Source organism: Gracilibacillus sp. Marseille-QA3620 (genome assembly GCF_054950035.1).
Genome location: NZ_CM143102.1, coordinates 2850097 through 2865511 on the forward strand (window position 1 = coordinate 2850097; position 15415 = coordinate 2865511).

Annotated in this window: 14 protein-coding genes; 6 read left to right on the forward strand and 8 right to left on the reverse strand. The window is 40.6% G+C overall.

Going from position 1 to position 15415, the window contains the following annotated elements:
- Window positions 1-63 precede the first annotated feature (63 nt).
- Window positions 64-1092, reverse strand: a complete 1029-nt coding sequence (locus tag ACY8DX_RS14440) for a PTS sugar transporter subunit IIC (RefSeq protein WP_462405508.1) — start codon at window positions 1090-1092, stop codon at window positions 64-66.
- Between the two features lie 251 nt (window positions 1093-1343).
- Between ACY8DX_RS14440 and ACY8DX_RS14445 the strand changes: the two genes are divergently transcribed.
- A complete protein-coding gene (locus ACY8DX_RS14445) occupies window positions 1344-2201 on the forward strand; it encodes a transporter substrate-binding domain-containing protein (RefSeq protein ID WP_462405509.1) in 858 nt (285 codons plus the stop codon).
- 8 nt (window positions 2202-2209) lie between these two features.
- Window positions 2210-2890: an amino acid ABC transporter permease gene (locus ACY8DX_RS14450; RefSeq protein ID WP_462405510.1), complete on the forward strand. Its 681-nt coding sequence runs from the start codon at window positions 2210-2212 to the stop codon at window positions 2888-2890.
- Window positions 2891-3284: 394 nt separating this feature from the next.
- Here ACY8DX_RS14450 and ACY8DX_RS14455 read toward each other — a convergent pair whose 3' ends face one another.
- From ACY8DX_RS14455 to ACY8DX_RS14465, 3 genes are all read right to left on the reverse strand, one after another.
- A complete protein-coding gene (locus ACY8DX_RS14455; RefSeq protein WP_156185572.1) occupies window positions 3285-3443 on the reverse strand; it encodes a hypothetical protein in 159 nt (52 codons plus the stop codon).
- Window positions 3444-3583: 140 nt separating this feature from the next.
- Window positions 3584-3859 carry a hypothetical protein gene (locus ACY8DX_RS14460; RefSeq protein WP_462405511.1) on the reverse strand — a complete coding sequence of 92 codons (276 nt, stop codon included), beginning with the start codon at window positions 3857-3859 and terminating at the stop codon, window positions 3584-3586.
- A 22-nt stretch (window positions 3860-3881) separates the two neighbouring features.
- Window positions 3882-4229 (reverse strand): DUF4260 domain-containing protein, encoded by a 348-nt coding sequence (locus ACY8DX_RS14465; protein ID WP_049670310.1) that lies wholly within the window; start codon window positions 4227-4229, stop codon window positions 3882-3884.
- 324 nt (window positions 4230-4553) lie between these two features.
- Here ACY8DX_RS14465 and ACY8DX_RS14470 point away from each other — a divergent pair, with 324 nt between their 5' ends.
- The 3 genes from ACY8DX_RS14470 to ACY8DX_RS14480 all read left to right on the forward strand — a co-directional run bounded on the left by ACY8DX_RS14470 (window position 4554) and on the right by ACY8DX_RS14480 (window position 8183).
- Window positions 4554-5030 carry a hypothetical protein gene (locus ACY8DX_RS14470; protein WP_462405512.1) on the forward strand — a complete coding sequence of 159 codons (477 nt, stop codon included), beginning with the start codon at window positions 4554-4556 and terminating at the stop codon, window positions 5028-5030.
- Window positions 5031-5595: 565 nt separating this feature from the next.
- On the forward strand, window positions 5596-6408 hold the full coding sequence (locus tag ACY8DX_RS14475; protein ID WP_082197243.1) for a YitT family protein: 813 nt from the start codon (window positions 5596-5598) through the stop codon (window positions 6406-6408).
- 833 nt (window positions 6409-7241) lie between these two features.
- Entirely contained in the window at window positions 7242-8183 is a 942-nt protein-coding gene (locus ACY8DX_RS14480; RefSeq protein ID WP_439802617.1) for a hypothetical protein, read from the forward strand.
- 51 nt (window positions 8184-8234) lie between these two features.
- On the opposite strand, the gene ACY8DX_RS14485 is transcribed toward ACY8DX_RS14480, so the two are convergent.
- From ACY8DX_RS14485 to ACY8DX_RS14495, 3 genes are all read right to left on the reverse strand, one after another.
- Window positions 8235-9565, reverse strand: a protein-coding gene (locus tag ACY8DX_RS14485) for an IS3 family transposase (RefSeq protein WP_462405513.1) whose coding sequence is annotated in 2 segments (ribosomal slippage) — window positions 8235-9187 and window positions 9187-9565 — 1332 coding nt in all. Because the reading frame shifts where the segments join, the coding sequence is not laid out codon by codon here.
- Window positions 9566-9723: 158 nt separating this feature from the next.
- Window positions 9724-10695, reverse strand: coding sequence for a proline dehydrogenase family protein (locus ACY8DX_RS14490; RefSeq protein ID WP_462405514.1), 972 nt, complete (start codon window positions 10693-10695; stop codon window positions 9724-9726).
- 115 nt (window positions 10696-10810) lie between these two features.
- Window positions 10811-13411, reverse strand: coding sequence for a YhgE/Pip family protein (locus ACY8DX_RS14495; protein ID WP_462405515.1), 2601 nt, complete (start codon window positions 13409-13411; stop codon window positions 10811-10813).
- A gap of 182 nt (window positions 13412-13593) precedes the next feature.
- On the opposite strand from ACY8DX_RS14495, the gene ACY8DX_RS14500 reads away from it, so the two are divergent.
- Window positions 13594-13893, forward strand: a complete 300-nt coding sequence (locus tag ACY8DX_RS14500; protein WP_197089907.1) for a TIGR04104 family putative zinc finger protein — start codon at window positions 13594-13596, stop codon at window positions 13891-13893.
- A gap of 26 nt (window positions 13894-13919) precedes the next feature.
- On the opposite strand, the gene hpaB is transcribed toward ACY8DX_RS14500, so the two are convergent.
- The gene (hpaB, locus tag ACY8DX_RS14505; RefSeq protein WP_462405516.1) at window positions 13920-15395 is read right to left on the reverse strand and encodes a 4-hydroxyphenylacetate 3-monooxygenase, oxygenase component; all 1476 of its coding nucleotides are present in this window, start codon (window positions 15393-15395) and stop codon (window positions 13920-13922) included.
- Window positions 15396-15415: the final 20 nt, after the last annotated feature.

Sequence of the window (15415 nt, forward strand, 5' to 3'; positions counted from 1 at the left end):
GCTCCTATTTCATAGACTATATGCCTATTGTACCACTATGCTTCTCTCTAATAAAGGAGCCGGTTATTGAACCTCCAGCCTTAAGTCACCAGGGTGAACCTTTCCAGCCATTTTCAGCAGGCGGTGAATCGATACGGCAATCAAGACAGGAAGGATCATTCCAACCGCTACATATATAAGGAATACACCCCATCCTTGGTTTGCTAATATATTAATTGGGGCAATCAAGGAGCTTAATCCCATTCCCCCTAGCTCATATGGAACTTTGAAATCAAATACCATCGTCGCAATCGGCGCTGCTATTGCAGACGCTGTGAAAGCAGGGATGATATAGATTGGATTCTTGATAAGATTCGGAAATTGAACCTTTGGCGTAACAATGGATTGGGCTAAGAATCCGCCAAGGTCATTATCCTTATAAGACATTGCTGTAAAGGCGACGAACTGGACTGTACAACCAATCAATGCTGCTGCACTTGAAACAGGATCCAGCTGTAAGGCAATCGCAAGTGCGGCAGAGGATGCTGGTGTCATTAACAATAAACTGAATACAAGTGAAAGAACAATGGAACCAATAAGCGGCGACCCTTGGACAGAGGCAGTGATTTGCGCGCTGAACCAAGTTAAGAGCGGTGTCGTTACAGCCGCAAGCCCAACTCCTGAAATTCCTCCGACAAAGATGGCTGCAAGCGGGATTGCCATGATGTCTAGTTTTGTCTTACCAACCATTCTCTTTCCGATATATGTAGCAATGATTGCCGCTAGTACTGCGGAAATTGGCTGCCCTGTCACAATTGTGAAGGCGCCCTCTGCTGTCTTTTGAATTGCAGCTCCCCCTACTGAGGAACAGGCCATTGCGCTGAAGATTACCAAAGAATTACCGCCAAGCTGGTAAGCAATTCCGGCACCTAATGCAGGAGCAAGCAATACCTTTGCAGCACCACCAATGGTCAGGAACATTTGCCAATCAAAGTATCCCCCGATTGATTCGAATAAAAGGCCAATCCCGAGCGTTACCAATACAGCATTTGCAATTCCTGTTGAAGCTTTGTACATCCGGTCTATGATGTAGTCTTTCCTGCTCATGTTCATCGTCTCCCATTCCTAGTTGTGTGAAAATTCCGATAAATAACGATATAGCTTATTCCATCATTTATCATTTTCTTTAATATTTTGATATATTAACATATTTTCGACAAAAAGAACATAATATTTTGATAATTTAATTAATTTTATTTCACCTTCCATATTATAGGAAAATTGTCTCAATCAACGTGAAATTTGTAAAATTTTATTTTGAACATAGACAAGAGATGATATAGTATTACAGGGGGTGAAATAAAATGAAAACAGTTAAGTTATTAAAAAAATGTAAGGGCTTAATAGCTATTTTAGCAATTTTATCAGTCATCACTGCCTGTACTAGTGAAAAAGAAGAAAGTAATGAAACAGACAAGACTGCATGGGAAAACATCAAGGAGAAGGGCACATTGAAGGCTGCTACATCCGGCACACTCTTCCCTGCCTCTTATCATGATTCTGACTCCAATGAATTGACAGGATATGATGTCGAAGTAGCGAAGGAGCTTGCAGACCGGCTTGGGCTTAAAATTGAATTTACGGAAATGGCCTTTGACGGGATGCTTTCCTCCATTAACAGCGGACAGGTTGATTTCGCCATTAACGACATCACGGTTACAGACGAACGGAAGGAGAAGTTTGGATTTACCGATCCGTACAAGCACTCTGTTGGAGCTGCCATTGTGCGGAAATCTGATCTATCAGGCATTGATAGCTTGGAGGATTTGAAAGGAAAGAAAGCAGCCGGCGAAGCAACGACTACCTATATGGAGGTCGCCCGTACATACGGCGCTGAAGAGGTTATATATGATAATGCAACCAATGACCAATACTTGCGTGATGTATCAACAGGACGCACAGATGTCATCCTAAATGACTACTACACGCAAACGCTGGCCGTCTCCTACTATTCGGACCTGGATATCACCGTTCATCCAACAATCCGTTATAATCCCAGCAGTGCCTCCATCATCCTGAAGAAGGAGAACGAGGATATGCGGGATGCCTTCAACGATGCATTGAAGACAATGAAGGAAGATGGAACACTCACGAAATTATCGAAACAATTCTATAATGGTGCAGACGTGAGTGAAGAAATTGAACTTGAGGAAAGCAAGTAAGCATTAATATGGAACAAATTCAGTGGCAATATTTATTTAACCCAAGCTTGGCCATTGACTCCTTGCCTTATGTACTGGAAGGATTATGGAACACCCTGTTCATCTCCTTTACAAGCATGGCATTCGGTCTTCTGCTCGGGCTATTCCTGGCACTAGGGCGCAGCTCGGCCAACTGGCTGCTGCGACTGCCTTCTAGCCTGTATATCTCGTTCATGCGTGGTGTGCCGATTCTTGTCATCCTGTTCATCCTATATTTTGGTTTCCCAGTAATCGGTATTGAATTCACAGCCATCCAAGCTGCTGTCCTCGGCTTCAGCTTGAACAGTGCTGCTTATATCGCCGAGATCAATCGTTCGGCTATCAAGGCGATCGACCATGGCCAATGGGAGGCATCACAATCACTCGGACTTACATATTGGCAAACCTTAGGCGGTATCATTCTCCCTCAGGCTGTCCGCATTGCCCTCCCTCCGCTATCGAACGTGATGCTTGATCTAATCAAAGCTTCGTCGCTCGCAGCCATGATTACTGTGCCGGAAATCTTTCAGCATGCCAAAATCGTCGGCGGGCGGGAATTAGATTACATGACCATGTACATCTTGATTGCGCTCATTTATTGGGCAATATGCTCCGTCGTATCGGTTCTGCAGCGCTATTTGGAGAAACGGGCAGAGGTTTTTATGAAATAAGGATTAGGGCTGTTCCAAGAGTCAGGGAAGATTGACTTTTAAGGACAGCCCTTTTTAAATTAGTCATTTTTTCTTAACTTCTATACTAAAATGAACTGTAACTGGAATGATCTTAGTTAGCCATTAATTATGAGCATGAATATCAGGACGATTCTATGAACAGAAAGTATTTTGGGGTTTGGATGGTATTAATTGCAATACTGGTATTCTTTACGCAAGAACTAGTGCTTTTTATTATGCTCTATTTAATTTTGCTAATTTTAATGGAAATCAGTGATGAGCTCAAAAAGAAAAATCATTAATATTTGAACGGCCTCTCATCATTAGAGGCCATTTATTCCGTCAAAAAGAAAAAAAGCATTCTAGAACGTTCTCTAAAATGCTTATCCTTCTCTTAATCAAGACCTGGCACTTTTAACACCGCATATCGTTTGGCGATCAAGTGCTTCAGTTGCTCCAAATCTTCTAACGTTGTTCTATTTTGAATATAATCTTTGATTACTGGTGAAAGATTTAAAGAATCATTTTTTTGTTCATATTCTTTTTTATCCATTGTCATCGTTCCCTCTATGTAGTTTGTATGTTTATTATATAGCTACAATGTTACATCTGGGTTTCTATCTTTTTACATTTTGAAGTTATAGGTTTAAATGGATAAATTTGATTGCCACTTTTATAACTTATCATTTCTTATTACTCTTTGCTGTAAACAAACCAATCATAATCATAATAAGCCCATTCATAAAAAAAGACGGATCCATACAAAACCGCAAATAATCCTGTCCCAAATCCTCCTGAATCAAAAGGTCCGATTGCAGCAATCGTGATAAAAAAGACGATAGGGGAAAGAAGAATCAAAATTAAGCCAGACCAAAGCCTTCTTCCCCTATGTTTACCTGCAAGTTTAAAAACAGCCGTATTTGTTAATCCCACTACAACAATGAAGACAAATAAGAAAATGAATACCATTTAACCCCTCCCACTTTACCTCTTATAGCTTACGTAGATGATTCTCTTCCAGCATGTTTGTATATCTCAGTCCATAGCCTAATATCCGGTCCATCCCAATATGGGAAGCAAAAATCAAGCCTATCATCAGTAGCATGTCATTTGACCAAATGGAGCCGTATAAGATAAAGGGCCATACGAACAGGTATGTGTGGAAGATATTATACGATATGGCTCCAACACGCTGATTAACGAGAAAGCCTAAGGCGGATAAATCCGGCGCCATAATCAATAGAAAAAATAACATCCAGCTGTAATCGAATAAAGCATATACATACAAACTGACAAGCAAAACAGCCAAACCTTCCAGACGCAAAAGCCATTTGGGCACCTGGTCACCACCTCCACTTCTTTGTTTTCCCCCTATACTTTCTATTCCGATAGACGGAATCCTTCTTTTATGATGCTGTTTTCGTATAGATTGTTGCTTTTGTATAATAAGGGAAATATCCATTTTGTGATACCATTAAATGGACATACTTTCTTCAACTAAGGGGCAGATTTCACTTTGTATATTGAGGGAGGTTATTTTAACAAGAGCAACTGAGAAAATAACATGAAGTTAATTCAAGTATTTTAAGAGTTAAAATAAAAAAACGGGGGAAGAGATGAGTTGAGATCACGTACAAAAACAATCTCATTTTATGTTATATCAATGATTGTTACATATGCGATATTTGCAAGTATAGAGAGTGCAAAACTAAGTTCTAAAACTGTTGATGAAGCATTTGAAAAGTTTAAGAATGAATTTGTTCAAACTGAAATGGGTGATAAAGAATTTTACCGAATTGGGAATTCTACATTTGTGCCATTTGAAGTTGGAAATAGTGTTTCATTAGTCCGGTTTGAAAAAGGGATATTCGGTTGGAAACCAACCTATTATTCTCACGATGAGGATAGAGGTTCTTCCTATACAAGTATTGTTGATGGAGATATCCTTTTGCACGGGATCATACCAAAAGATATAGTGGCTGAAACGGAGACCTTAAAAGTGAACGGAATAGAGGCAGATATTGTTAGGCTCAATGATAAAACGAGCGTTTGGATTTTGATGAACAATAAACCAAAAAACTTTTCTAACAGAAATATAGACTTCTTAGATAAGGATGGACAAATAATCAGTGAAATATAAATACAACTATCATTTCTAAAGGTAGTTGCTATTATTATGAATAAGTATACGTAAACTAAGGGGGCTTTGATCCAACGGGGGATTAATGCCTTTTTGTGTTGAATTCCTTATTGTAGAAACGGGCAGTTTAGTTTAATAAGAACGAATCATTAAAAAATTGGGTTAGCCGATTCTTTTTTATATCATTTAATATAAAAGGAATGCAGTTATATACGTAGGTGTGTTAGGGGCGGAAAATAAAACCTTTATCTCATTTCCTTATAGGGATAACTGGTCAAAAGCAGAATTTCACTACTGTCAAATTGACAGTCTTTTTTTTTGCTGCTAAAAGGAAAGATAGGCTTACACAAATAAACTTTTATACTTATATAATTTATCATTTTGTGATAAACTTCACTTATATGGCAAAAATAAGCACAATCTCCATTCGTACAGTCTCTATAGAGAAATATAGAATAACACCAAAAGGTATTTTTAAATAACAAATAATTTATAAGGAGGTCTTTTATTGGGCAAACCATTAACAAAAAAACAACGCATTACTAAAACTACTTTTCGTTTTCTAATGATTACACTTGGTGCATTTTTATTTGCCTTTGGCATCGAGAAATTTTTAATCCCCAATAATATTGTGGATGGTGGCATCGTAGGTATATCGATTATGCTATCGAAAATCACTAATTTTCAGCTAGCCATTTTTCTAATCGTTTTAAATGCTCCATTCATCTACTTAGGTTACAAACAAATAGGTAAAACCTTCGCAATTCAAAGTTTCTACGGAATTTGTATCGCTTCCCTATTCACTATTCTTTTGCATCATTCCGCCCCTTTGACAGATGATCCGTTATTAGCAGCCATATTTGGCGGCATCATTCTTGGTGTTGGTGTTGGTATTGTACTACGAAACTCAGGCGCGCTGGATGGTACAGAGGTTTTGGCTATTCTCATTAGCAGTAAGTCATCATTCTCTGTTGGACAGATTGTTATGTTCTTTAACCTTTTCATTTTAGGTGCTGCTTGCTTTGTCTACAACTTTAACTCTGGAATGTATTCATTGATTGCTTATTTTGTCGCCTTTAAAACGATGGATATTGTAGTAGAAGGATTAGATGAATCTAAGCAGATTGTCATCATCAGCAACCACTATGAAGAAATCGCTAATGAAATCACTACAAGATTAGGTAGAACAGTTACTTTCTTAAATGGGCAAGGTGCCTATTCTAAAGAAGAAAAACGAGTTATTTTCTGCGTGGTCACTCGTTTAGAAGAGGCAAAACTACGGTCAATTGTTGATGGAATTGATGAGAATGCCTTCATTGCTATCAGTCATATCAATGAAGTAAAGGGAGGAAACTTCAAAAAGAAGAACATTCATTAAGAATCCAATATATTTTCACACAAAGAAGAATCGATAAAAAAGCTTATCGGTTCTTTCTTTATTTTATTGCTTATATGGGTGATTATAATAGTTCCTCTTTTAATAATTGCTTAGCTGATGAACTCCAGGGTAGTCTCACTATAGGACTACCCTGTATTTTATATAATTAGCAGGGGCATTGATTTAAGAAGGATTAATGCCTTTTTGTGTTGAATTCCTTATTGTAGAAACGGGAAGTTTTGTTGAAGAAGGTATTTGTTTTAACGATCCAGAATATATTCCCTTAACTATAAAAAAGAGGGGGAGTTATAATGAAAAAAATAATTATTGGTACTATAGTTTTGTTTGCACTTTTGGTATTACTCTCATTTTTTTTCAATATCAACATATTGTATTTGTTTCCCAATGTAATCGAATGGTCTACCAAGTTCATTCTGCCTTGGATAATCTTATACTGGGTCATAAAATTGGCCCAAATTTCCGAAAACAAATAAAGTTGTCGCTTAGGGCATTAATCTAAGAAGGATTAATGCCCTTATCTGTTGAATTGCTTATGGAAGTAAAGGTGTGGATTGAATAACTAAACTGGACAAAAATTATAAGGTCTGCTGTATAAATTCTACAGGCGATAGATAGCCCAGTGTTCCGTAGTTGTTTCTACTTTCCTTAAAAATTCGGGAGATTTCTTTTGAAAGCTTTTTATCTTCAGTTTTCTGCTTACGTTTGCCTTTAAGATTGGCATGATAGTAATAGGTACTGGCCGGAATTTGGAGGACGTCACAATCAGATGATAAAATGACAAAAAGTACCTTTGTTTTAGAAAGAGTGATCCTATGGCTTTTCATCAATCAGAATATAAACAAGCGGCATCTTATGCCAAGAGCCTGCTTCTTCAACAATCAGAATCGGCGGTTATCGATCAATGGCTGGAAGCTTGGGTGGAACTAGTTCGAAAAAATAATTCAGAGGATAATCAAACGGAGCTTTTTCTGATCCACACCCAATCCTTGCGTTCAATGCTGGATTCATTAAGCAGTAACTCTTTGAAATACCTTTTAGGCCGCCTTATTAAAGTATATGATTTAACTTGGAGCGGCACATTCTCACCCATCGTATTTGATTCTTCCTTATCCTTGATGACGGAATTGATTGATGAGACGTTCTCTCTTATACAGATGTTCACCCCCATTGAGTTCACCTCTTTATTGGCTTATTTGCAGGGAGCTTCTGTCAATCCGAACTCCGGCATCTTCTCTTATATTTGGAAAATAGAAAAAAACAGCCGCTTCTTCCGTTCAGCTGATTTCTTTTTGCGCAACAAGGCACTTCACTATCTGTTACACCTAAACGCTGAAAGTGGATATCATCATACTATTAAAGACTTTAAAAAAATACTAAACTTTATAAAAGAGGATAATACAGCCATTCTGAATACCCTCCGCCATTATAAAGTCAAAAATCATCAAGGCTGCTATCAATTCATCCATTACTTGTTTAGTGAATTCATGGAAACCGGATTCAATCGAACAAAACAATGTATTCTATGGCTGGATAATGCTGCTGGCCGCACACCGAAAAAACCTTGGATGGATAAATTGTCTACCATCCAGCAGGAGTTTACAGAAGACGAACTGAGAAAAATAACACAATGGATCTTAACGAACGAACAGTTGAAAAGAGAGTCTGCCACTGGCTGGAGTGATCAAATCTATGCAAGATTCTACAAGTCCTCCGAATGGTATGGACAAATGAAAAAAGCAAAGCCGGTTCAATAATGAACTGCACCCTATAAAGTAGACAGTTTAATAAAAAGGGATGTGCCGTGTTTATGCGGCGATGAGATGACTTCGGTAAGCTGCCGGAGTCATCTTCTTTAATGTCCATTGCTTTCTCGTATTGTTATAGTGATCCATATAATCATCAATCATATATTTTAGTTCCGCCAAACTGTTTGCATTTTTGTAAGGAACTTCGTCCTTCATATGTCCAAAGAAGGATTCCATCGGGGCGTTGTCCAGGCAGTTTCCCCTTCGTGACATGGACTGTAAGAGCCCCATCTCTTTCACGCGAGATTGATATTCAGGATGCGTGTAATGAAACCCTTGATCCGAATGAATCATTGCTTCTGGATGTAATTGATTCTCATAAAAGCTTTCTAACTTGGTTAATGTTCGGTAGACTATCTCCATCCGCAGGCTTGTCGAGAGTTCATAGGCGACGATCTCTCGTGTCGCCACATCTTTCACGCAAGACAAATAAGCCGTCTTCCCACCACGGATTTGCAGGTAGGTGATGTCGGTCAAGAAGACTTTCCCTGGTTCCTGTTGATCAAACTGGCGGTTCAAATGGTTGGGTACCTGACGGTGAACCTCTGTTGCCTTGGCCATCGTACGGTAAGGGTTCGCTCTCCGTACCTTGGCAAAAAAGTGAAACTTGCGCATCAATCGAAGGATTTTCTTGTGGTTCATTGGCTGACCGGCTTTCTCGGTGACTTCCATATATAAGCCGCGATAACCAATTTTCCCTTGGGCCTCATCATAAATCTCTTTTAGAAAGACATAATCCTTATAATCAGACTCCTCCCGGATAGCTTGTTTTTCCGCATTCTGAAGCCATTTATAATAGCCGCTTGGACTCACTTTGGCCACTTCACATAAATAACGGACCATGTTCTTCAATTGATAAAGCCGAATCGTCTCATTAATGACTTGATATTTCTCTCGGGCTTTTAACGACGATTCTTCTTCGCCTGCCTTTCCAACTCGTCTAGCTTTTTTAGTAAGGTCAATTCCGCCTCTAAGAGGCGAATGCGGGCTTCTGCTTGGGCCAATTTCTTCTCGGCAGAGGCATTCTCTTTCTTGGGGCGTCCCTTACTCGCTTTTCCTCGGCGTTCCTCTAAAAAGCCATTTTCTCCGTATGTTTGGAAGGTTCTGCGCCAACGAGCCAGGGCGCTTTGGGCTTTTTTAATGCCAATCACCTCTAAATCGAAACCTGCTTCTCGGAATATTTCCGCTGGGCCTTTCCCAGATTGGTTTTGTTTAACCGCCTGCAGTTTGAAGTCAGGGGTATACTGAATCGCGCGGTCTGTCACGGCTTTAACGTTTGGGTTAGCTTCTAGTAGTCTCTGTTGGTGTTCATTAAAGATAATCTTACTCATGAAAAATACTCCGTTCTAAAAATCGTAATGTTAGTATAACGGGAGTTTTCCGGAAAGAGAATAGGAAAACCCCGAATAGGGTCCACTTTTTTTAAAGTGTCCACTATTCGGGGTTCAGTTCATAAATGGCTTTGCTTTCTTTATTTCTATTTCATTCTTTATTTCTTCCTAGTCATTCTGCCAAGCAGGAAGGCTCCTGCAGCGACACCAAGGACAATATTTGTTTTCTTATTAAATACTTGCTTTGTCACTAAGCCAAGGTTTTGCGGCCTTTCAGCAAGACGTCTCATGAAGTAACCGTACCAGTCTGTCCCAAATGGCACATACGTACAGAATTGATAGCCTTCATTGGCCAGTTCATATTGAAGCTCAGTTCTGAATCCGTAAAGCATTTGGAATTCAAATTTGTCTTTCGAAATATGGTTGGCTTCAACAAATCGCTTCACGTGATTGATAACCTGATGATCGTGGGTGGCAATGGACGTGAATTTGCCGTTCATTAAATGATATTCAATTAATCGAAGGAAATTATCATCGATGTCAAGTTTCGTTTGATAAGCAACATCGCTTGTTTCTTTATAAGCGCCTTTCACAATACGAAGGCGATAATCCTTCAACCGCTCAATGTCTGACTGAGCACGGTAGAAATAGGCTTGGATAACCGTTCCGATATTGGGATACTCTTCAGAAAGTACCTCCAAAAGGCGGAATGACGGTTCAAGACGGTCATAGTTCTCCATATCGATATTAATGAAAAGTTCATACCTGGAGGCCGCCTCGGCAATTTCCTTTAAATTCTGGAGACAGAATGCATAATCAATATCAAGCCCTAATTGAGAAGGCTTTAATGAGATATGAGCATCAACGTCATTGTCATGAATCGCTTCAATCACTTGGATAATCTGTTCCTTTGCTTTGGTTGCTTCCGCATGGTCACTCACGAATTCACCGAGGCAGTCAACCGTGCAGGAGATTCCCCTACGGTTCAGCTCACGTATGCTCTTAATGGCTTCTTCAATGGTCGTGCCAGCAACAACAGATTTTGCCCCCATTTTCAATCCATATTTCTGTGCGGCTTGGTTCAAGAATTGGTTCTCCGATAACGAAATAAATACATCCTTCAGTTTCAATCTGCAACACCCCTTGATTAACAGCATGGCCGTGCGAACTTCTTATCTATTTCTTGGGTAATCTTGGTCATTCCCATTTCATTTTACCAAGTTACCGTTTAATCTGACAAATTTATCAATGAATGATCTTGCTTTTTTTCGCATCTTCATTGAATTTGTTCACAATTTTGGTAAGCGGCTTTTTAAATATGGTTCCAAAAAGAGTGAATAAGACAGTAATCAAGGATAGCACTGTGATGCACATACTCGCTGTCGGCCAATAGATTCCTCCGACTGATTCCCGCAATAATTTCACCGCATATGTGAACGGCAGGAACGGATAGATATGCTGGAAGAAGGAGGAGGAAACCTCAATTGGGAAGTTAGAGCCTGACCCTGCAACCTGAAGTACGAGCAGAATGATGGCCGCGCCTTTCCCGACATTGCCAAGGACAGATACCAGCGTGTAAATCAGAGCTGTAAAAACAAGCGCAATCAATAGAGAGAATAGAATAAAGTATATCCGATCAGAAATATCAGCCTTTAGCAAAAAGATATCTCCAAGGGCAATGACGGCTGTCTGAATAAGGGCAATCGTCAGGAAGGTCAGCCCCCTGCCGAAATAGACTTGAGCAATGGTATATCTCTCCTCCGGCATATGGACTTCAACCGAGAGCATAGAAACCAAGAGGACAACACCCACCCAAATCGCTAAGGTCGAATAAAACGGCGTACTCGCGGATCCGTAATTCGCAATCGGATACTTCGTGACCTCTTTCAAATCAATTGGATCAGAAAGGAAATCACTGTCATTTTGTACATCAAGTCGCAGGAATTCAATCAATTCCTCTAAATTGATTTCCCCCTTTGCTTCTGTTAATTTACTTGCCGCTTCATTAATTTTGGTGGTGAGCGGTGGCAGATCATTGGCAGCCAAATCTGCAGCAAGTTCTATTGATTTTTTGACTTTCGGCATCTTCTCATCAATCAGTTTTGCAGTCGATACAAGCTCCTTCGATATCCCTGGCCATTGATTCTCTACGAACGCACTGCCAAGCATGATGGATTCCTTTGCAGCTGGATATTTCGTCTCATAGAAGTCATTGGCGGTAGTGATGCCATTCGTAATGGCATCCATATTCGTTTGAACGGCATCGGATGCTTTATCTATAGCTGAAGCTATTTGAGGAAAGGCTGCCTCATACTTTTCAAGGGCCTTAATGGCATCATCGACAATTCCTCCTGCATTCACTAAAATGGATTCAACTTTTGGCAGCTGCTCGTTTAAGGTTTGCAGAACATTATCGGCAGATTCCATATGACTGCTCACATTTTTCAGTGCCTGCTCAATAGCTGGTAAATAGGCACTGTCATAACTGGCCAGTATTTCTTCTATCGCTTTCTGAAGCTGCGAAGCCTGTGCCTGAGCAGCCGACACATTACCATTACTTAGTGATTGCTGAGCAGATTGCGCATAGCTCTGGGCCCTTGCCAATTTCTGGCCAAAACCGCCCAGATTCCCGCTCGTTGCATTGATATCACTGATCAGCTGTCTTTGCGTTCCAAGCATCGATGATAAACGTCCCAATTGATTTTGGGCAGCTGCTGTATCGTTACCAGTGACTGACAAAGCAGAGGTAACCGTTTTAGCGGATGCGTTAGCCAATTGAAGATTTTTCTTAATCATTTGCTCGATGACCTCAAAAGAAGCAGCTAATTTATCCGTGAAATCCTTGATGACGGCTGTATAGCCTGAGCCCGCCTCCATCAGCTCCTTTATTTCAGGAAGAACAGACTGAACCTGGTTAATAACCTCGCTCGCATTTTTTGCCTCGGTTATCGCTGTATTCAAATTATCATGAATCGTATCAAAGTCATTAGTGAGAGATTCAACCGAATCGGCTGCTTGTTGAATCTCTGGTAAATGCTCTTCAAGGACTACGATTTTCTCCCCGGCCGCCTCAATCTTTGGAAGTGCATCCCTTACCTTGAGGACATTTCCCCCTAGTTCATCGATTTTCGGTATGTACTCAGTATAGCCAGTAGCTTTATTCACTTTCTCTTGAATATCGGGAAGCTTCTTATTCAGACTGATAATTTGATTGCCGAATTCATTCATCTTCGGAATAGCGGCTTGAATTTCATACAGCTTGTTTTCCATGTTGCGGATGGTTGGGAGCTCTTTCTCTAATTCAACCCCTATTTCCTTAAAGGCCGAGAGCATTTCAGAGGAAACCGTTTCAATAAACTGAGTGCTCACGCTGCTGGCAATGGTGCTTGCACCCTTAGAAGTAATTTTCGGTGCGATTGCATTGATTTTATCATTCACCGTATAAATAATTTCTGGTTTCTCGATATCACCGGTCAAGATACTAGCCATATTCTCTGAGAAATCCTTTGGGATATAAATACTGGCATAATACTTCCCTTGTACGACCCCTTTCTCGGCCTTCTCATGATTCACAAAAGTCCATCCTAGCTTTTTGTTCTTCTTAAGCGATTCTACAACCTGGTCCCCAATATCAATCTTTTTCCCCCTGAATGTATAGCCTACATCATCATTCGCTACAGCCACACGGAGGCCGGATGTATTTCCATAAGGGTCCCATAGAGCCTTTATATTAAACCAGGCATAGAGTGAGGGAAGAATCATCAAGGCGACGATAAGAAAGATAGCAGCTTTAGAACGAAAGATCCGAACCCAATCCGTCTTATATATTCTCCAAATTTTCGACATGCTCATGATCGCCCTTTCATCTGTAGTATGATGGATAGTGTGGGCTAATTTTCAGCATTTATCCTTAGAAGAGCATGCAAAAAAAGCACCTGATTAAAGCACAGGTGCCCAAGGATTTGAAACTATCTCTAGGGTGAGATCGTATAGTTACTATGACTACTATTCAGAAAGGACTAATGCATATGCCAACCTGTAAAGCATGCGGGAATTCCTGGACATGGTCTTCATCGCTAAAGGCCATACTCTCCTTTAGACAGTCGATGATTTGTCCTTATTGTCAAAAAAGCCAATATCAAAGTCAGTCCTCCCGTTTCAGAACATCCTTCATCACCATGATTCCACTACTTCTTCTTCCGTTTTTCATCCTATTTCAACTTTCTATTACCGTTACTTTATTGATCGAACTTGCTATCTTGATTATCATACTATTCGTTCTGCCCTTTGTCCTTATCCTGAGCAATCATGATGAACCGATGTGGTAGCGGGATAAATGCTGCCTATTAGATTCTTATATTTTTGCTTTCTGCAATTCTTCTGAGCGATCAAGGAATTCTTTAACACGGTCAACATATTTTTGTTTATCATAGCCGCTGTATAGGGCACCGGCCATACGGACAGGATCTCCAAAGAAGAAACGCTCGTACAAGGTCTGCCTTGAACCAAATGAACTCATGCACACATCCCAAGCCAATCTGTATAGTTTGACACGGTTATAGGCATCTCCATTGGCCGATTGGAGATACTTATCCAAATCCGGCCGCAGCTCTGATTGGAAATCCTCTTCGGTTGGGATGGCCATTAAGCCGCTTGCTCCCATGAGCTGCATAATCTCCGTAAAGCGGGGATAGATTTTCGGGAAATAATTCCTCGCTGCATTTAATGGAGCGAAGTCAGGTGTCATGATGCCCCATTTATCTATGGAAGCATTGGCTTCCGATGCAGCTACATATGCCTTCAATGTCTCAAGGGCAATGATGACTTCTGAAATTTTTTCCTGAATATGCTGATACTGGCCGATATTAATGGTTTCAGCCATGAGCTCAAGAATTCCAAGGACGAACTCGGTCTTAGCAACATTCTTGGATACAACCTGATGTGTCATATGAACAACCGCGTTGCTCTCATTATAGGCCTGGTTACAAATATTAACGTCGCCTAAAGCAAAGACACGGTCCCACGGAACGACCACATCATCGAAGACGACAATAGTGTCCATTTCCTCAAACCGGGAACCTAGCGGATGGTCAAATGAGGATTTGCCATAATCAAATGACTCTCTGCAAATAAACTTCAGACCAGGTGTATTGTTCGGAATGGAAAAGGCATAAGCATAAGGATTCTCTTCCTCCCCCTGCTTAAGCAATGTTGAAGGGAATACCATGATTTCATCGGTAATGCCCCCCTGTGTCGCTAGTAATCTCGCTCCTTTTATAACCACACCTTCATCCGTCTTCTCCTTGATTCGTGCCGCAATATACGGATCATTCAGTTTAGAGGCACTGACCCCCCTGTTCACCTGCGGCTGGATGAGGGTGTGAGTGAGAGAAAGATCGTTCTCCCGGCAATACTCGTAATAGCGGATCATATTTTGTTTATATTGCTCATCCTGCTTGACAAACATATCAGCTGCCACTCCATAGGCCATGATGCCGACATTAATATAATCAGGAGAGCGTCCCATCATGCCGCCTGTATAGACAGCCCACTCCTGCATCATTTGACGTCTCATCATCAGCTCCTCTTTCGTCCTTGGCTGGATAAAGGATGTTCCTACCCTTTCTCCTGAAGATGGAGAGGTATAGGTCATATATTCCTTCTTGCCTGGCTGATGCTGAAGGTCATACAGCTCAGCCTGAGATTTCATGACTCCCTTAAAGGCGGGATGCTCAGAAATATCACCCTCTACTTGCTTTCCATTTATCCACACATTTGCTTTTGCCTGATTAACCCGCTCTATGTATTCTTTGCCTGTTTTAGCTCCCAAAGTATCTCCTCCTTTTTTGA